19 protein-coding genes are annotated in these 17,018 nt (G+C 68.7%); 12 read left to right on the forward strand and 7 right to left on the reverse strand.

The window, feature by feature from the left end:
• The gene (locus E5198_RS01745; RefSeq protein WP_136488297.1) at positions 1–951 is read right to left on the reverse strand and encodes a MerR family transcriptional regulator; all 951 of its coding nucleotides are present in this window, start codon (positions 949–951) and stop codon (positions 1–3) included.
• A 179-nt stretch (positions 952–1,130) separates the two neighbouring features.
• On the opposite strand from E5198_RS01745, the gene E5198_RS01750 reads away from it, so the two are divergent.
• From E5198_RS01750 to E5198_RS01790, 9 genes are all read left to right on the forward strand, one after another.
• Positions 1,131–1,583 (forward strand): PAS domain-containing protein, encoded by a 453-nt coding sequence (locus E5198_RS01750; protein ID WP_136488298.1) that lies wholly within the window; start codon positions 1,131–1,133, stop codon positions 1,581–1,583.
• A 216-nt stretch (positions 1,584–1,799) separates the two neighbouring features.
• On the forward strand, positions 1,800–2,051 hold the full coding sequence (locus E5198_RS01755) for a TIGR02450 family Trp-rich protein (RefSeq protein ID WP_136488299.1): 252 nt from the start codon (positions 1,800–1,802) through the stop codon (positions 2,049–2,051).
• A 215-nt stretch (positions 2,052–2,266) separates the two neighbouring features.
• Positions 2,267–3,223 (forward strand): MerR family transcriptional regulator, encoded by a 957-nt coding sequence (locus tag E5198_RS01760; RefSeq protein WP_136488300.1) that lies wholly within the window; start codon positions 2,267–2,269, stop codon positions 3,221–3,223.
• A gap of 35 nt (positions 3,224–3,258) precedes the next feature.
• Positions 3,259–3,684 carry a nuclear transport factor 2 family protein gene (locus E5198_RS01765; RefSeq protein ID WP_136488301.1) on the forward strand — a complete coding sequence of 142 codons (426 nt, stop codon included), beginning with the start codon at positions 3,259–3,261 and terminating at the stop codon, positions 3,682–3,684.
• On the forward strand, positions 3,681–4,442 hold the full coding sequence (locus E5198_RS01770; protein ID WP_136488302.1) for an SDR family oxidoreductase: 762 nt from the start codon (positions 3,681–3,683) through the stop codon (positions 4,440–4,442). The genes E5198_RS01765 and E5198_RS01770 overlap by 4 nt, the downstream gene beginning before the upstream one ends.
• Complete coding sequence (locus tag E5198_RS01775; RefSeq protein WP_136488303.1) at positions 4,439–5,686, forward strand: NAD(P)/FAD-dependent oxidoreductase; 1,248 nt, start codon at positions 4,439–4,441, stop codon at positions 5,684–5,686. The genes E5198_RS01770 and E5198_RS01775 overlap by 4 nt, the downstream gene beginning before the upstream one ends.
• The gene (locus E5198_RS01780; protein WP_136488304.1) at positions 5,683–6,474 is read left to right on the forward strand and encodes a DUF1365 domain-containing protein; all 792 of its coding nucleotides are present in this window, start codon (positions 5,683–5,685) and stop codon (positions 6,472–6,474) included. The genes E5198_RS01775 and E5198_RS01780 overlap by 4 nt, the downstream gene beginning before the upstream one ends.
• The gene (locus E5198_RS01785; RefSeq protein WP_136488305.1) at positions 6,461–7,735 is read left to right on the forward strand and encodes a cyclopropane-fatty-acyl-phospholipid synthase family protein; all 1,275 of its coding nucleotides are present in this window, start codon (positions 6,461–6,463) and stop codon (positions 7,733–7,735) included. Before E5198_RS01780 ends, E5198_RS01785 begins: the two co-directional genes overlap by 14 nt.
• 1 nt (position 7,736) lies before the next feature.
• The gene (locus E5198_RS01790) at positions 7,737–8,234 is read left to right on the forward strand and encodes a DUF2878 domain-containing protein (protein WP_136488306.1); all 498 of its coding nucleotides are present in this window, start codon (positions 7,737–7,739) and stop codon (positions 8,232–8,234) included.
• 4 nt (positions 8,235–8,238) lie between these two features.
• Here the strand turns inward: E5198_RS01790 and E5198_RS01795 are convergent, their stop codons facing one another.
• The 3 genes from E5198_RS01795 to E5198_RS01805 are packed head-to-tail and all read right to left on the reverse strand — an operon-like array spanning position 8,239 to position 9,992.
• Positions 8,239–8,934 (reverse strand): SDR family NAD(P)-dependent oxidoreductase, encoded by a 696-nt coding sequence (locus E5198_RS01795; RefSeq protein WP_136488307.1) that lies wholly within the window; start codon positions 8,932–8,934, stop codon positions 8,239–8,241.
• Entirely contained in the window at positions 8,934–9,461 is a 528-nt protein-coding gene (locus tag E5198_RS01800) for a DUF3833 domain-containing protein (RefSeq protein WP_136488308.1), read from the reverse strand. The genes E5198_RS01795 and E5198_RS01800 overlap by 1 nt, the downstream gene beginning before the upstream one ends.
• Before the next feature lie 9 nt (positions 9,462–9,470).
• Entirely contained in the window at positions 9,471–9,992 is a 522-nt protein-coding gene (locus E5198_RS01805; RefSeq protein ID WP_136488357.1) for a chalcone isomerase family protein, read from the reverse strand.
• A gap of 370 nt (positions 9,993–10,362) precedes the next feature.
• Between E5198_RS01805 and E5198_RS01810 the strand changes: the two genes are divergently transcribed.
• The gene (locus tag E5198_RS01810; protein WP_136488309.1) at positions 10,363–10,857 is read left to right on the forward strand and encodes a copper chaperone PCu(A)C; all 495 of its coding nucleotides are present in this window, start codon (positions 10,363–10,365) and stop codon (positions 10,855–10,857) included.
• A 59-nt stretch (positions 10,858–10,916) separates the two neighbouring features.
• On the opposite strand, the gene gorA is transcribed toward E5198_RS01810, so the two are convergent.
• From gorA to chrA, 3 genes are all read right to left on the reverse strand, one after another.
• Entirely contained in the window at positions 10,917–12,275 is a 1,359-nt protein-coding gene (gorA, locus tag E5198_RS01815) for a glutathione-disulfide reductase (RefSeq protein WP_136488310.1), read from the reverse strand.
• Positions 12,276–12,383: 108 nt separating this feature from the next.
• Positions 12,384–13,223 carry a UTP--glucose-1-phosphate uridylyltransferase GalU gene (galU, locus tag E5198_RS01820; protein WP_090348120.1) on the reverse strand — a complete coding sequence of 280 codons (840 nt, stop codon included), beginning with the start codon at positions 13,221–13,223 and terminating at the stop codon, positions 12,384–12,386.
• A gap of 341 nt (positions 13,224–13,564) precedes the next feature.
• On the reverse strand, positions 13,565–14,779 hold the full coding sequence (gene chrA, locus E5198_RS01825; protein WP_136488311.1) for a chromate efflux transporter: 1,215 nt from the start codon (positions 14,777–14,779) through the stop codon (positions 13,565–13,567).
• 203 nt (positions 14,780–14,982) lie between these two features.
• On the opposite strand from chrA, the gene maiA reads away from it, so the two are divergent.
• Together maiA and hppD are read left to right on the forward strand one after the other, a co-directional pair.
• Positions 14,983–15,615, forward strand: a complete 633-nt coding sequence (gene maiA / locus E5198_RS01830; RefSeq protein ID WP_136488312.1) for a maleylacetoacetate isomerase — start codon at positions 14,983–14,985, stop codon at positions 15,613–15,615.
• A 155-nt stretch (positions 15,616–15,770) separates the two neighbouring features.
• Positions 15,771–16,847: a 4-hydroxyphenylpyruvate dioxygenase gene (gene hppD / locus E5198_RS01835; protein ID WP_136488313.1), complete on the forward strand. Its 1,077-nt coding sequence runs from the start codon at positions 15,771–15,773 to the stop codon at positions 16,845–16,847.
• The last annotated feature ends 171 nt before the right edge of the window (positions 16,848–17,018 follow it).

The raw sequence follows: 17,018 nt of genomic DNA on the forward strand, positions 1-17,018 counted from the left end.
TCAGGTATCGAGGTGGCCGGCGAGGAACTGCGACAGACGGCGCTGCATGAGACGACCGGAGTTGCCCAGGCAGGCGATGGCGCTGCCGGCCAGGCTGCCTTCGCCGAGCACCGCGGCCTCGCCAGCCAGGGCCAGCGGGCAGTCCAGGATCAGCACCAGCCGGGCCAGCTGGCGCAGTAGCGCGGCGCTGGGCGCCAGGGTGGAATACAGCACCAGCGCCTGTGGCCGGACTTCCTGGCAGACCAGCGACAACTCATCCAGGGGCTGGCCCGGCGGCAGCACCCGCACCGGATTGCTGTCGCCACCGAGCAGCAGCGCGGTGACCAGCAGCTCCAGCTCGCGACACTGTCCGGGAATCGCTGCGACCAGCACGCAGTCTCGCCCCGCCGCCGCTCGCGAGAACTGCAGGCGCTGCAGCACGCGGGCGCGCAGGAAGGCATCGAGGAACAGCCACTGGCTGGTCTGGCCGAAGCCGTCCTGCTGCTGCAGCTCCAGCCACAGCGGCATGAGCACGTCCTGGAACACCGACGCCAGCGGATAGGTGGAGAACACCTGGCCGTAGAGCTGCTCCAGACGCACCTCGTCGAAATGGCGCACCGCCTCGCGCAGCCGGTCCTGCCATTCGCCCCACTCGCCGGTGGACGAGCCCTGTTCGACCGGGGCCTCGGCCTTGTCCCCGCTGTTGCGCGCCAGAAGGCTGCCGACCTTGCTCACCGCCACGCCGCGCTCGGTCCAGGCGATGATGCTGCGGATCGACTCGATGTCGCTCTGCGAGTACAGGCGATGGCCACCCTCGGTGCGCACCGGCTGGATCAGCCCGTAGCGACGCTCCCAGGCGCGCAGGGTGACCGGGTTGACGCCGGTGAGGCGGACCACTTCACGGATCGGAAACAGCTCCTCCCCCAAGGGCAGGCCGCTGGCGGGGGACGGGGCTGCAGTGAGTTCGGTCATGGCGAATGGCTCGAGGGACTTGATGAACCGCCATTGTATCGCAGAGCTCGCCCTCGCAAGGCAGGTGCATGGCACCGATTCGCCGTCTTCTGGCGTTTCCGGCCACGAAAAACGCGCGGCCTGCATGCAGGATGGCGCAGTTGCTTTAAAATGCGCGGAAACCACCCGGGACCTGCAAGATGATCAATGCCAAGCTGCTGCAACTGGTGATCGAAGCCTCCAACGACGGAATCGTGGTCGCGGAACAGGAAGGCGACGACAACATCCTGATCTACGCCAACCCGGCCTTCGAGCGCCTGACTGGCTACTCCGTCGACGATATCCTCTATCAGGACTGCCGTTTCCTCCAGGATGGCGACCGCGACCAGCCGGGCCTCGCGGCGATCCGCGAGGCGGTCAAGCACAACCGCCCCTGCCGGCAGATCATCCGCAACTACCGCAAGGACGGCAGCGTGTTCTGGAACGAGCTGTCGATCACCCCGGTATTCAACGAGGCCGACCAGCTCACCTACTTCATCGGCATCCAGAAGGACGTCAGCTCCGAGGTCGAGGCGCAGCAGCGCGTGCGCGAGCTGGAAGCCGAGGTTGCCGAACTGAAGAACCAGCTCGCGGCACTGCAAGCCAAAGGCTGACAACCGCTCCCGCCCGAACGGCGTTGCCGTCGTCCGCCGGCAACGCCTTCCCCCTGTTCCGGCCCGCCCGCCTGCGGCGCCGGCGCACGGCGTGCGCCAGTGCCCGCACGGATCTCAGCGGCCTGCGACCTGTACACCCCGCCTTGTACGACTCGCCGCATTGTACAGATTTGCCCGTCCGGCGTAGCCTTGTGGGGTAACCACGCGAGGTCCGTGATGAGCCAGATCGAACCGCCAACCCCGAAGAATCCGCCCAACCGCTTCAATCCGCGCAAGCTGCGGCTCTCCAAGTGGACCGCTCGCCAGCCGTGCAACCGGGAAAAGCACTTCCTGGTCGTCGAACTGCTCGAGGACGAAGCGGGCAACCTGCTCGAAATCGAGCTGCAGGCGGTGTACAGCGGCCGCAGCCAGTGGCTCGACTGGCGCGAACTGCGCGACAGCGCACGCTGGCGGATCGGCTGGCACTGACCTCGCCGCCCGCGACAAATATTTATACAAAATCTATACAAAACCTATTGACCGGCGGCAGCAACGACTTATCCTGTAGCAAGGTTGTACACAAATCTTGCGACGTACAAGTTGGAGACTGCCATGTCCCTCACGCTCCCCCGCCACAAGCCCGGCCGCAGCGCCGGCCCGCAGCTGCATCGGGCAACCTCCAGCCTGCGTGACGCGATCTGACCATGCACGACGACCGCGATCCACGCGACGATTTGTCGGACGACGAAATGGCCGGCCTGCTGCCGATCCGCGAGGTGGCGCGGCGCACCGGGGTGAACCCGGTGACCCTGCGCGCCTGGGAGCGCCGCTACGGGCTGATCGTCCCGCAGCGCACCGCCAAGGGCCACCGCCTGTACTCGCAGGCGCAGGTGGCGCAGGTGCAGCAGATCCTCGACTGGCTGGAGCGCGGCGTGTCGGTCAGCCAGGTGCGTGGCCTGCTCAGCGATGCCCGGGTGCCGAGCGGTGCCGACGACCACGGCTGGCGGGCGCGCCGGGAGCAACTGCTGGGCGCCATCGCCAACCTGGCCGAACGCGCCCTCGACGACGGCTTCAACCAGGCAGTAGCCCTCTATCCGCCGGCGACGGTATGCCGCCATCTCCTGCTGCCGCTGCTCGAGGACCTGCACCGGCGCTGGGTCAGCCTGCCGAATGCCGAACTGGAGCGTGCGTTCTTCCTGTCCTGGCTGCGCAGCAAGCTGGGCGCGCGGCTGTACCACAGCAACCGCCTGCTCGGCAGCGCCCCGCTGCTGCTGGTCAATTGCTCCTCGGCGCCGCTGGAGCCGGCGCTCTGGCTGTGCGCCTGGCTGGTCGGCAGTGCCGAATGCCCGGTCAGCGTGCTCGACTGGCCGCTGCCGGCGCCCCAGCTGGCGCTGGCGGTACAGCGCATGCAGCCGCGTGCCGTGCTGCTCTACGCCAGCGAGGCGCTCGATCGCGATGCCCTCGCCCGCCTGCTGCAGGGAGTGGCCTGCCCGTGTCTGCTGTGCGGTCCGGCGGCGGAGCGCCAGCGCGATCAGTTGGCAGCGATCACCGATCTGCATCTGACCCTCGACCCGCTCGACGCCCAGCAGTGCCTGCATCGCCTCGGCCTGCTCGGCCTGCAAGGAGAACTGCGCCATGCGCCGATCGACCTGGCCCCGTGACGACCTGCACCAGCGGGCGCGGCAGGACGCCGGCCATGGCTGACTTCCTGCGCCGTTTCGCCGACGACTTCGCCCGCCTGGACAAGCACCGGCTGCAGCACCTCGATGCGCTGTACACCCGCGACGTGGTGTTCCGCGATCCGCTGCACGAGATCCGCGGCCTGGAGGCCCTGCGCGACTACTTCGGCGAAATGTACGCCAACGTGGAGGATCTGCGCTTCGACTTCCACGGCTTCGACCAGGTCGGCGCCGGCGAGGGCTACCTGCGCTGGACCATGAGCTACCGCCACCCGCGCCTGCGCCGCGGTGCGCCGATCCGCGTCGAGGGCTGCTCGCACCTGCGCTGGCACGACGAGCGGGTGTACCGCCACCGCGACTACTTCGATGCCGGCGCCCTGCTCTACGAACACCTACCCGTGCTGGGCGGCGTGATCGCCTGGCTGAAACGGAGGCTGGCATGAAACGCATCTGGCTGACCGGAGCCAGCAGCGGCATCGGCGCCGCGCTGGCGGAAATCCTCCTGCAGCAGGGCCACCACCTGGCGCTCAGCGCGCGCAGCGAGGCGCCCCTGCAGGCCCTGGCCAACCGCTGGCCGCAGCAGGTGCTGGTGCTGCCCGGCGACCTCGTCGACGCCGAGCAGGTGCGCGCCATCGGCCAGCGCATCGCCGCGGCCTGGGGCGCGCTGGACTGCGCCATCCTCAACGCCGGCACCTGCGAGTACATCGACGCGCGCGCCTTCGAGGCGGCCATGGTCGAGCGCGTGGTGCGCGCCAACCTGTTCTCCGCCGCCCACTGCATCGAGGCGGCGCTGCCGCTGCTGCGCCGTGGCCACCAGCCGCACCTGGTGGCGGTGGCCAGTTCGGTGACCTTCCTGCCGCTGCCGCGCGCCGAGGCCTACGGCGCGTCCAAGGCGGCGCTGCGCTACCTGTGCGAGTCGCTGCGCCTCGATCTGGCCGCCGAGGGCATCGCCGTCACCCTGGTCAGCCCCGGCTTCGTCGATACCCCGCTGACCCGCCGCAACGATTTCCCCATGCCCATGCGCTGGCCCGTGGAACGCGCCGCCCGCCACATCGCCGAGCGGCTGCCGCGGCGGCCGTTCGAGATCGCCTTTCCCGGCGCCTTCGTCGCCATCCTGCTGCTGCTCGCCCACCTGCCGCGCCGCCTGCAGCTGGCGCTGGGCCGGCGCATGTCCCGCACCACCACGGAAGACCGTCCATGAAGATCGCCATCATCGGCAGCGGCATCGCCGGCCTGACCGCCGCCTACCTGCTAAACCGCCGCCACGAGATCACCCTGTTCGAGGCCAGCGACTGGATCGGCGGGCACACCCATACCGTGGACGTGCAGCTGGACGGGCGCGACTACGCCATCGACACCGGCTTCATCGTCTTCAACGACTGGACCTACCCCAACTTCATCCGCCTGCTCGAGCGGCTCGGCGTCGCCTCGCGCCCCACCGAGATGAGCTTCTCGGTGCACGATCCCGACAGCGGCTGCGAATACAACGGCAACAACCTCAACAGCCTGTTCGCCCAGCGCCGCAACCTGCTGTCGCCGAGCTTCCTCGGCATGCTGCGCGACATCCTGCGCTTCAACCGCGAGGCGCTGAGGGATCTCGCCGAGGAGCGCATCGGCGCCGACATCACCCTCGGCGACTACCTGGCGCGCGGTCGCTACGGCCGACGCTTCGTCGACCACTACATCGTGCCGATGGGCGCGGCGATCTGGTCGATGTCGCTGGCGGACATGCTCGACTTCCCGCTGCAGTTCTTCGTGCGCTTCTTCAAGAACCACGGCCTGCTGTCGGTCAACGACCGCCCGCAGTGGCGGGTCATCGCGGGCGGCTCGCGCGCCTACGTGGCGCCGCTGACCGCCAGCTTCCGCGAGCGCATCCGCCTCAACTGCCCGGTGTGGCTGGTCGAGCGCGACGCGGACGGCGTCACCCTGCTCAGCCCGGCCGGCCGCGAGCGCTTCGACAAGGTGGTGTTCGCCTGCCACAGCGACCAGGCCCTGACGCTGCTCGCCGCGCCGAGCCTGACCGAGCAGCGGATCCTCGGCGCGCTGCGCTACGCCGACAACGACGTGGTGCTGCACACCGACACCCGCCTGCTGCCGCAACGTCCGCTGGCCTGGGCGAGCTGGAACTACCGGCTCGGCGGCCCGGCGCGCCAGCCGGCGGCGGTGACCTACAACATGAACATCCTGCAGGGCATCGAGGCGCCAAAGACCTTCTGCGTCAGCCTCAACCAGACCGCCGCCATCGATCCGGCGCGGATCCTCGGCCGCTACAACTACGCCCATCCGCAGTACAGCCTCGCCGGCATCGCCGCCCAGGCGTGCTGGCGCGAGCTGCACGGCCAGCAGCACAGCTTCTTCTGCGGTGCCTACTGGGCCAACGGCTTCCACGAGGACGGCGTGGTCAGCGCGCTGCGCGTGGCCGAGGCCTTCGGGGAGCGCCTGTGAACAGCGCGCTCTACCAGGGCTGGGTCGGCCACCGGCGCTTCCTGCCGCGCGGCCACGCCTTCCGCTACCGCATCGGTCTGCTCTACCTGGATCTCGCCGAACTGGACGCGGTGCTGGCCCTGTCGCCGCTGGCCGGGCGTTCGCGCTGGGCGCCGTTCGCCATCCGCGAGACGGATTTCCTGCCGCAGTACACGCGCAGCGGCATGCCGCTGGCCGAGGCGGTGCGCCTGCGCGTCGGCGAGGCGCTCGGCCATGCGCCGCAGGGCCGCATCTGCCTGCTCGCCCAGCCGCGCAGCTGGGGCCTGGCCTTCAATCCGGCGAGCTTCTTCTACTGCTTCGAGGCCGACGGCCGCCTCGCCGCGATCCTCTGCGAGGTCAGCAACACGCCCTGGCTGGAGCGCTACCACTACGTGCTGCCGGTCGATGTCACCGGCGAGTCGCGCCACCGGGTGGCCAAGGGCTTCCACGTCTCGCCCTTCCTGCCGCGCGACCTGGAGTACCGCATGCGCCTCTCCGCCCCCGGGGAGCAGCTGCGCATCCACATGGAGGACTGGCAGGGCGACGCCAAGCTGTTCGAGGCCGCGCTCGGCCTCAGCCGCATCGAACTCGACCGCCGCAGCCTGCACCGCCACCTGCTGGCCTTCCCGGCGATGACCGCCAAGACCGTGGCCGCCATCTACTGGCAGGCCCTGCGCCTGGCACTCAAGCGCGTGCCGATCTTCGACCACCAACCTGCGGACGGCGACCACCGTACCGCCCGACCGGAGCCCAGCCATGAAGAGCACTAGCCTTTCCCCGGCCAAACCTGGCCTGTTCGCCGGCAACGGACTGGGCGCGGGCCTGCTCAAGCGTGCCGTGCTGCGCCAGCTCGCCGGCCTGCGCCACGGCCAGCTCACCGTCTGCGAGGACGGCGAACGCCGCAGCTACGGCCAGCCCGGCAGCGAGCTGCATGGCGAGATCCACATCCACGATGCCGCCGCCTGGGCGATGGTCGCCGGCAACGGTTCGATCGGCGCCGGCGAGGCGTACATCCACGGCTACTGGAGCAGCCCGGACCTCACCGCCGTGGTGCGCGTGTTCGTCGCCAACCTCGAGGTGCTGGACGCCCTGGACAGCGGCATCGCCCGCCTCGGCCGGCCGCTGCTGCAGGGCCTGCACTGGCTCAACCGCAACACCCGCAAGGGCTCGCGACGCAACATCGCCGCCCACTACGACCTCGGCAACGCGCTGTTCGAGCAGTTCCTCGACCCGACCATGATGTACTCGGCGGCGATGTTCCAGGACGAGGCCGACACCCTCGAGCAGGCCCAGCTCAACAAGCTCGAGTGCATCTGCCGCAAGCTCGACCTGCAGCCGGGCGACCACCTGCTGGAGATCGGTACCGGCTGGGGCAGCATGGCGATGTATGCGGCGACCCACTACGGCTGCCGGGTGACCACCACCACCCTGTCCCAGGAGCAGTACGCCTATACCCGCCGGCGCATCGAGGAGCAGGGTCTGGAGGATCGCATCACCCTGCTGCTCGAGGACTACCGCGACCTGCAGGGCCAGTACGACAAGCTGGTGTCGATCGAGATGGTCGAGGCGGTCGGCCACCGCTACCTGCCGACCTACTTCCGCCAGTGCGCCCGCCTGCTCAAGGACGACGGCCTGATGCTGCTGCAGGCCATCACCATCCGCGACCAGCGCTACGCGCAGGCCTGCCGCTCGGTGGACTTCATCCAGCGCTACATCTTCCCCGGCGGCGCCCTGCCCTCGATCAGCCGCATGCTGGAGGTCGTCGGCCGCGACACCGATCTCAACCTGTTCCACATGGAGGACTTCGGCCTGCACTACGCGCGCACCCTGCGCCTGTGGCACGACAACCTGCGCCGCGCCCGCCACTTCCTCGAGCAGCTCGGCTACGACGAGCAGTTCTTCCGTCTGTGGGAGTTCTACCTGTGCTACTGCGAAGGGGGCTTCCTCGAGCGCAGCATCGGTACCGCGCAGCTGCTGCTGGCCAAGCCGGCGGCCCGCCCGGCGCCGCTGCTCGGCCGCCAGCAGGCCTGACATGCGCCTGCTGGCCAACGCGGCGCTGTTCCAGCTCGGCTGGTTCGCCTGCGTGCTGGGGGCGCAGCGCCCGGCCCTGCTGCTGCTCGCCGGCGCCTGCCTGCTGGCCCATTTCGCCTTCGTCGGCCGCGGGCGCGGCGAGCTGGCGAGGGTCGGCGCGCTGACCCTCGCCAGCTGCGCCCTCGACAGCCTGCTGCTCAATCTCGGGGTCTTCGACTTCGCCGGCGACAGCCGCGTGCTGCCGCTCTGGCTGGCCCTGCTGTGGGCGCTGTTCGCCACCACCCTCGGCCACAGCCTGGCCTGGAGCGCCCGGCCCTGGTGGTTGGGCAGCCTGCTCGGCGCCCTCGGCGGGCCGCTGTCCTACCTGCTCGGCGCGCGCCTGGCCGGCGTCGGCCTGCCGCTGGGCCTGTGGCCGACCCTGCTCCTGCTGGCGCTGATCTGGGCGCTGCTGGTGCCGCTGCTGCACGGCTTGCGCCTGCGTCTTGGCGCGGTCCGCTGAGCGCCTACCAGGGCAGTTGCTCGCCGTTCCACGAATAGAAGCCGCCGCTGGCCTCGGGGCCGAGCCCGTCGATCACCTGCAGCAGTTGCCTGGCCGCCAGCACCGGCGCGCGGCCGATCTCCGCGCCGCGGAATGGCCGTGACAGCGCGGAGTCGACCGTGCCCGGATGCAGGGCCAGCAGCACGGCGTTGGGATTGCTGCGCCGCACCTCGATGGCGGCGGTCTTCACCAGCATGTTCAGCGCCGCCTTGGCGGCGCGATAGCTGTACCAGCCGCCCAGGCGGTTGTCGCCGATGCTGCCGACCTTGGCGGAAAGCATGGCCAGCACGCCGCGCCGGCGGTCGAGCAGGCGGGCGAAGTGGCGCAGCAGCAGCGCCGGCCCGAAGGTGTTGACCCTGAAGGTATCCAGCAGCTGGTCGTAGTGGAGATCGCCGAGCTTCTTCTCCGGCATGAACGCCGGGGCGTGCAGCACGCCGGCGGCGTTGACGATCAGCTGGAACGGCGCCTGCGCGGCCAGTGCCTCGGCCGCATCCGCGATGCTCGCCTCGTCGGCGAAGTCGATGGCCGGCCGGGAGCCGCGCGACAGACCGAGCACCGCCGCGCAGCGCGGGTCCGCACGCAACTCCGCGACCAGCGCCGAGCCGATGGCGCCCGAGGCGCCGATCACCAGGGCGCGGTAGCCGTCGGGGAAGGAGTCCATCAGGGCGCTTCCTTGCGGAAGAACAGGGTGACCTGGCCCAGTTCGAAGCCGAACTTGGTCATGAACGAGCGGTTGGCCATGGTGCGCTCGTCGAGCAGGTACATCCAGTCGTCGAAGTCGACCTGGTAGACCTTACCGTCCACCGGCAGGCTGAGCACGTAGCGCCAGCGCAGGGCGTTGCCGGCCACCTCGCCGCGCGCCTCGCCGACCACGTCGCCGGCCGTGCCCCGCCAGCGGCCGGGACCGTCGGGGCGCAGGGTCCACACGCGCTTCTGCTTGCTGCCGTCGCTGTAGGTGAAGTCCTCGTCGAGGATCAGCCGGTCGCCTTCGCGGCGGCCGTTGATCACCACGTGGAAGCGCTTGATCACCTCGCCCGAGCGCTTCTGGAACATGCCCCAGGCGTCCACCCGGCCGTCGAAGTAGGCAGGCAGGTCGAGTTGCGGCTGCTGGTCGCGGTAGTGCTCGACGTCGATCTGGCTGCAGCCACCGAGGCAGATGCAGAGCGACAGAAGAAGTTTCTTCAGCATGGAGGGTCCTCAGGGTGCGGCGGCGCCCAGCAACCTGGCGCGCAGCTCGGGGTTGCGCGTGCGGGCATCCAGCCAGATGGAGAAGAAGATGCGGGCGAACTCCTCGTCGCGCACCTCGTGCTGCAGGCGGTCGCCGGCGTAAAAGCGCGCGCCGAACCCGGGCAGGTACACGCCGGTGATGCGCGAACCCGGCGCGGTGTCGACGAAGGCTTGGTGCATGTGCCCGGCCCATTCGGCGAGCTGCGCCGTGCCGACCTGGTCACCGTGCAGGCGACGGATCTCGTCGATACTCACCTCGACCAGCCGCTCGCGGCTGATCTCGCGGTGGTAGATCAGCTCGAGGGCGAACGGCACTCCGGCGGCGAGGCGCTCGGCCGGGCTCCACAGACGGGCGCTGTACAGGCGAAAGCCGAACAGGCTCAGCTCCCCCTCGCCGAGCAGGCGGGCTTCGGGGAGAGCTTCGCGCCAGTTGCCCAGTGCGCTGCCGCTGAGCAGGCAGAGGCCGAACAGGACGACCCGCAGACTGTGCATCACGGCAGTTCCGGTCACGGACAGGTAGTCGTACATCGCACGGGTCCTCGCACGGAAATGGCAGGGCTCAGTGTCGCGTCACCGGGTACCTGACAAGTTGCGACGGCGCGCCAGCTGAACCCTGCATGAAATCTATACGACAACACAAAATATGTACAATAAAATTATACAGACACAGACAGCCAGACTGATCAGCGCAGCGAATATCGGGCCCCTGACTGGAGCAGGTTGAACACCACGGTCTTTCTTGTACAGCTTTCCACCTGGGCGCCGGATCTGCGCGCTTTAGTCGCCTGCTGGCCGTCCGTCGGGCTGTGCTATGGTGCGCGCAGTCGCCCGTCGGGCCCCCGCCATCATGAGGAATCCACAGATGCTGATCCGCACCCTGAGCCTGGCCGCCCTGCTCGCCTGCGCCCTGCCGAGCTTCGCCCATGACTACAAGGTCGGCGAGCTGACCATCGATCACCCCTGGTCACGCGAGCTGCCGCCCAACGCTCCGGCCGGTGCCGCCTACTTCACCCTGAAGAACCAGGGCGCCGCCGCCGACCGCCTGATCGGCGCCAGCACGCCGCGCGCGCAGAAGAGCGAACTGCACACCCACGTCCACAAGGACGGCCTGATGAAGATGCAGCAGATCCCCGCCGTGGAGATTCCCGCCAAGGGCGAGGTGGTGTTCCAGCCGGGCGGCAACCACGTGATGCTGTTCGGTCTCGGCCAGCCGCTGAAGGCCGGCGAAGAATTCCCGCTGACCCTGGAGTTCGAGAAGGCCGGCAAGGTCGAGGTGCAGGTCCAGGTGGAAGGCGCCGACGGCCAGGGCATGAGCCACAAGATGCCGATGGAGCACGGCAACCACAAGGGCCACTGAGCCCCGGTTGAAACGACGAGGCCCGCCGATCTGGCGGGCCTCGTCGTTCCTGGCTGGACTCAGTCCGCCCGCGCCGTGCGCATGGTGACGAACTCCTCGGCCGCCGTCGGGTGGATGCCGAGAGTCTCGTCGAACACCGCCTTGGTGGCCCCCGCCTTCAGCGCCACCGCCAGGCCCTGGATGATCTCACCGGCCTCCGGGCCGACCATGTGGCAGCCGAGCACGCGGTCGCTGTCGGCGTCGACCACCAGCTTCATCAGCGTGCGCTCCTGGCAGTCGGTGAGGGTCAGCTTCATCGGCCGGAAGCGGCTCTCGAACACCTTGACCTTGTGCCCCTGCTCGACCGCCTGCTGCTCGGTCAGGCCGACGGTGGCGATGTTGGGCAGGCTGAACACCGCGGTGGGGATCAGCGCGTAGTCGACCGGGCGGTACTCCTCCGGGCGGAACAGCCGGCGCGCCACCGCCATGCCCTCGGCCAGCGCCACCGGGGTCAGCTGCACGCCGCCGGTCACGTCGCCGATGGCGAGGATCGACGGCACGCTGGTGCGGTATTCGTCGTCCACGGCGATGAAGCCGCGCGCATCCAGCGCCACGCAGACGTTCTCCAGGCCGAGGTCGTCGAGCATCGGCCGCCGCCCGGTGGCGTAGAACACGCAGTCGGCCTCCAGCGCGCGGCCGTCGCGCAGGGTCGCCAGCAGACTGCCGTCGGCCTGGCGCTCGATGCTGGCGATGTCGCTGTTGAACTGCAGGTCCATGCCCTTCTTGCGCAGCTCCTCCTCGAGGTGGCTGCGCACCGCCTCGTCGAAGCCGCGCAGGAAGCGCTCGCCGCGGTACAGCAGACTGGTCTGTGCACCCAGGCCATGGAAGATCGACGCGAACTCGACGGCGATGTAACCGCCGCCGACCACCAGCACGCGACGCGGCAACTGCTCCAGGTAGAACGCTTCGTTGGAGGTGATCGCCAGCTCCCGGCCGGGGATGTCCGGCACCTGCGGCCAGCCGCCGACGGCGATCAGGATGTGCCCGGCGCTGTAGCGCTGGCCGTTCACCTCGACCTCGTGGGCGCCGACGATGCGCGCATGGCCTTCCAGCAGGGTCACGCCGCTGTTGACCAGCAGGTTGCGGTAGATGCCGTTGAGGCGCTGGATCTCGCGGGTCTTGTTGCCGATCAGGGTCGGCCAGTCGAACTGCGCGCCCTCCAGCGACCAGCCGTAGCCGCGCGCCTGCTCGAACTCGTCGGCCATGTGCGCGCCGTAGACCAGCAGCTTCTTCGGCACGCAGCCGACGTTGACGCAGGTGCCGCCCAGGTAGCGGCTTTCGGCCACCGCCACGCGGGCGCCGAAACCGGCGGCGAAGCGCGAGGCGCGCACGCCACCGGAGCCGGCGCCAATTACAAACAGGTCGAAATCGAAAGCCATGTCGGATCTCCTTGCAGATGGCCGGCAGGATACCACCACCCCAAACGCAACCGCCCCGGACCATGCGGTACGGGGCGGTTGGAACTCGCTGCCGGAGCTGCTGGCGGATCAGTAGGCCTTGCCGGCCTTGTACAGGTTCTCGAAGCAGAAGTTGGTGGCCTCGACGTAACCCTCGGCGCCACCGCAGTCGAAGCGCTTGCCCTTGAACTTGTAGGCGATCACGCAGCCGTCCTGGGCCTGCTTCATCAGCGCGTCGGTGATCTGGATCTCGCCGCCCTTGCCGGGCGGGGTCTGCTCGATCAGGTCGAAGATGTCCGGGGTCAGGATGTAGCGGCCGATGATCGCCAGGTTGGACGGCGCGTCCTCCGGCTTGGGCTTCTCGACCATGGTGTTCACCCGGTAGATGTCGTCGCGGATCATCTCGCCGGCGATCACGCCGTACTTGTTGGTTTCCTCGCGCGGCACTTCCTGGATGGCGACGATGGAGCAGCGGAACTGCTTGTACAGCTTGACCATCTGCGCCAGCACGGCGTCGCCTTCCAGGTTCAGGCACAGGTCGTCGGCCAGCACCACGGCGAACGGCTCGTCGCCGATCAGCGGGCGGCCGGTGAGGATGGCGTGGCCCAGGCCCTTCATCTCGATCTGGCGGGTGTAGGAGAAGGTGCACTCGTCGAGCAGGCGACGGATGCCGACCAGGTACTTCTCCTTGTCGGTGTCGCGGATCTGGTGCTCGAGCTCGTAGCTGATGTCGAAATGGTCCTCGATCGCCCGCTTGCCGCGGCCGGTGACGATGGCGATTTCGTTCAGGCCGGCATCCAGGGCTTCCTCGACGGCGTACTGGATCAGCGGCTTGTTCACCACCGGCAGCATTTCCTTGGGCATGGCCTTGGTCGCGGGCAGGAACCGGGTGCCGTAGCCGGCCGCCGGGAAGAGGCACTTCTTGATCATCTGAGAGAAGCCTTACAGGTAGGAGGGTTCTGGGCGGCAAGTCTAATCATCGCGCCTGCCGCCTTCAATCGTGGCCGTGGCTCGTTGCCCCTGCTCCACCGGCGGCTCTTGCACTGATTGCCGGGCTGGCCGGGAGATTCAGGATGAAGATGTGTTCCTTACAATTCATTATGTTAAACAAAGAATAAATTCGATGAGCCATGCCGACCCTTGCCCATCGGGCTGCAGAGCCGCCTCGATCATGGGCAAGGGCACGCCGGTTGCCGGATCAGGTCCGGTGAAGGTTCGGAGGGTCCGAAAAGACAGGGGGAACAGATGCTGCGGCAGCCTCCCCTCCTCCCTCAGACGGTGGATGCAGCGAGGCTCAGTCCCCAGCCCGCCAGGCCGCTGCCGGCCACCACCAGCCACGGCGGCAGCTTCCAGAACATCAGTGCGACCAGTGCGATCAGCGCCAGGCCGAAATCCCCTGCCCCACCGATGGCGCTGGTCCAGACCGGCTGGTAGAGCGCCGCCAGCAGCAGGCCGACCACAGCGGCATTGATCCCGGCCAGTGCGGCCTGCATGCGCAGGCTGCGGCGCAGTTGCTCCCAGAACGGCAGGGCGCCGGCGACCAGCAGGAAGGACGGCAGGAAGATCGCCAGCAGGCACAGCAGCCCGCCGCTCCAGCCGGACGGTTCGCCCTCGAGCGAGGCGCCGAGGAAGGCGGCGAAGGTGAACAACGGACCGGGCACCGCCTGCGCCGCACCATAGCCGGCGAGGAAGGCCTGGCTGTCGACCCAGCCGGTCGGCACCACCTCGGCCTGCAGCAGCGGCAGCACCACGTGGCCACCACCGAACACCAGCGCGCCGGCCCGATAGAAGGCATCCACCAGATCGATGGCCTGCCCCGGCAGCACGGCGGCGAGAACCGGCAGGCCGGCCAGCAGGACGAAGAACAGCGTCAGCCAGCACGCCCCGGCGCGCCGGCTTACCGTCACCGGCAACTCATCGCTGCCGGGAGCCGACGAGGGATGGAACAGCAGCAGCCCGACCACGGCCGCCGCCACGATCACCCCGACCTGGGTCCAGGCCGAGGGAAGCAGCAGGACGATGCAGGCGGCCGCCGCCATCAGCGTCACCCGCGGCGCATCGGGGCACAGGTTGCGCGCCATGCCCCACACCGCCTGGGCGACCACCGCGACCGCCACCACCTTGAGGCCGTGCAATGCGCCGGCTGGCAGCCCATCGCCTTGGCTGGCGATGCCCAGCGCCAGCAGGATCAGGGCGATGGCCGAAGGCATGGTGAAGCCGAGCCAGGCGGCCAGCGCACCGCGGTAGCCGGCGCGCGACAGCCCCAGCGCCATGCCCACCTGGCTGCTCGCCGGGCCCGGCAGGAACTGGCAGAGCGCCACCAGATCGGCATAACTGCGCTCGCTCAGCCACTGCCGGCGGCTGACGAACTCCTCGCGGAAATAGCCCAGGTGGGCGATGGGGCCGCCGAAGGAGGTCAGGCCCAGACGCAGGAAGATGAGGAAAACCGCCCAGGGACTGCGGTCGTCGACGGAAGAACTGGCCATGGACTTGCCTTGTGCAGCCGGAAGAACGGGGCACGATAGCGGAATTCGATGACATGGCAAGGTTCGCCCTGCGCTCCGTGCAGGGGCGCGACACGGGAGATGCACCGGCCGTTTTTCGTCTTGACAGCGGCCACGCGAATCCGCAAATTGCACAAAACATAACTGCATTACGCAAAAAACAATTAACGACGAGCGCGCGCCCCATGGACCTCTACACCTACTACCGCTCCACCGCTTCCTACCGCGTGCGCATCGTCCTGGCGCTCAAGGGCCTGGAAGCCCGCCATATCCCGGTCAACCTGGCGCCGGGCGTCACCGAACAGCTGCAGCCGGTCTACCGCGCCATCAATCCGCAGGCCCGCGTGCCGGCCCTGCGCAGCGACGAGGGCGCACTGCTGATCCAGTCGCCGGCGATCATCGAGTACCTCGAGGAGCGCTACCCACAGCCTCCCCTGCTGCCGAGCGATCCCGTCGAGCGCGCCCGCCAGCGCGGCGTGGCGGCGCTGATCGGCTGCGACATCCACCCGCTGCACAACGTCGCGGTGCTCAACCGCCTGCGCGGCCTGGGTCTGAACGAGGAACAGGTACAGCAGTGGATCGCCCACTGGATCGGCGAGGGCCTGCGCGCGGTCGAGGCGCTGATCGGCGACCAGGGTTTCTGCTTCGGCGAACCGGGCCTGGCCGACGCCTACCTGCTGCCCCAGCTGTACGCCGCGCACCGCTTCGCCGTGGACCTGTCGCCCTACCCGCGCATTGCCCGCGTCGAGCGCCTGGCCCTCGAACACCCGGCCTTCCAGAAGGCCCACCCGGACGCCCAGGCCGACAGGCCGACCTGAGCACACGCCAGATGAAAATCCTCGGCCTCCAGCTGCTGATCGGCGATTTCCTCGCGCGCAGCGTCCGCGGCCTGTCCTGCGCCCCACCGGCGCCGGCACCTGCCCGCTGACCTGCCAAACTTCAAGACAACAAGATACAGAAGCGAGATACCGAAATGACCGATCTGTTCGAAAACCCGATGGGCCTGATGGGCTTCGAGTTCATCGAATTCGCCGCGCCGACGCCGAACACCCTGGAACCCATCTTCGCCATGATGGGCTTCACCAAGGTCGCCACCCACCGCTCCAAGGACGTCGACCTGTACCGTCAGGGCGACATCAACCTGATCCTCAACAAGGAGCCGAAGAGCCTCGCCTCCTACTTCGCCGCCGAGCACGGTCCGTCGGCCTGCGGCATGGCCTTCCGGGTGAGGAACGCCCACCAGGCCTACGCCCGCGCCCTGGAGCTGGGCGCCCAGCCGATCGACATCCCCACCGGGCCGATGGAGCTGCGCCTGCCGGCGATCAAGGGCATCGGCGGCGCGCCGATCTACCTGATCGACCGCTTCGGCGAGGGCAGCTCGATCTACGACATCGACTTCGAGTTCATCGAGGGCGTCGACCGCCACCCGCAGGGCGCCGGCCTCAAGCTGATCGACCACCTGACCCACAACGTCTACCGCGGGCGCATGGCCTACTGGGCGGACTTCTACGAGAAGCTGTTCAACTTCCGCGAGATCCGCTACTTCGACATCAAGGGCGAGTACACCGGCCTCACCTCCAAGGCGATGACCGCGCCGGACGGCCTGATCCGCATCCCGCTCAACGAGGAATCCTCCAAGGGCAGCGGGCAGATCGAGGAGTTCCTCATGCAGTTCAACGGCGAGGGCATCCAGCACGTGGCCTTCCTCACCGACGACCTGCTGAAGACCTGGGACGCCCTCAAGGAACTGGGCATGCGCTTCATGACCGCGCCGCCGGCCACCTACTACGAGATGCTGGAAAGCCGCCTGCCCGGCCACGGCGAGCCGGTGGACGAGCTGCAGTCGCGCGGCATCCTGCTCGACGGCGCCTCGGAGAACGGTGAGCAGCGCCTGCTGCTGCAGATCTTCTCGGAAACCCTGATGGGCCCGGTGTTCTTCGAGTTCATCCAGCGCAAGGGTGACAGCGGCTTCGGTGAAGGCAACTTCAAGGCGCTGTTCGAGTCCATCGAGCGTGACCAGATCCGCCGCGGCGTGCTGGCCACCGAGTAAGCGACACCTTCCCCTCTCCCGCTCGCGGGAGAGGGCTGCGGGGGAAAGGGCACTCACGGCGCCCCCACGTTTCTCCCACGGCAATCCGGACGGCCTGGCAGCTTGGTTCCGGGTTGCCGTTTTTCTTTCCGGCGCACCTGCCGGCACGCCGATCCGCGCCGGATAGCCCGC

Origin of the sequence: Pseudomonas sp. A-1 (assembly GCF_004801855.1) — a bacterium.
In the GTDB taxonomy this organism is placed as follows: domain Bacteria; phylum Pseudomonadota; class Gammaproteobacteria; order Pseudomonadales; family Pseudomonadaceae; genus Geopseudomonas.